Source organism: Citrobacter sp. CK180 (assembly GCF_030333655.1).
Lineage (GTDB): Bacteria > Pseudomonadota > Gammaproteobacteria > Enterobacterales > Enterobacteriaceae > Citrobacter_B > Citrobacter_B koseri.
The window spans coordinates 1-322 of the sequence record NZ_JAOWFM010000012.1 but is presented as its reverse complement, the minus strand read 5'-3'; the positions used below and the strand labels follow the sequence as shown (position 1 = coordinate 322).

Genomic DNA, 322 nt, shown 5'->3' with positions numbered 1-322 from the left:
TGAGCGACGGTGCCATGGAAGATGCCCTGTACGAAATCGCCTCCATGCGCCTGTTTGCCCGATTATCCCTGGATAGCGCCCTGCCGGATCGCACCACCATCATGAATTTCCGCCACCTGCTCGAGCAGCATCAACTGGCCCGTCAATTGTTCAAGACCATCAATCGCTGGCTGGCCGAAGCAGGCGTCATGATGACCCAAGGCACTTTGGTGGATGCCACCATCATTGAGGCACCCAGCTCTACCAAGAACAAAGAGCAGCAACGCGATCCGGAGATGCATCAGACCAAGAAAGGCAATCAGTGGCACTTTGGCATGAAGGC

1 protein-coding gene is annotated in these 322 nt (G+C 55.9%); it reads left to right on the top strand.

Going from position 1 to position 322, the window contains the following annotated elements; all coding sequences use genetic code 11:
• Positions 1–322, top strand: a 322-nt coding sequence (locus OGV50_RS00420; RefSeq protein ID WP_131100606.1) for an IS5 family transposase, incomplete at both ends; no start/stop codon positions are given.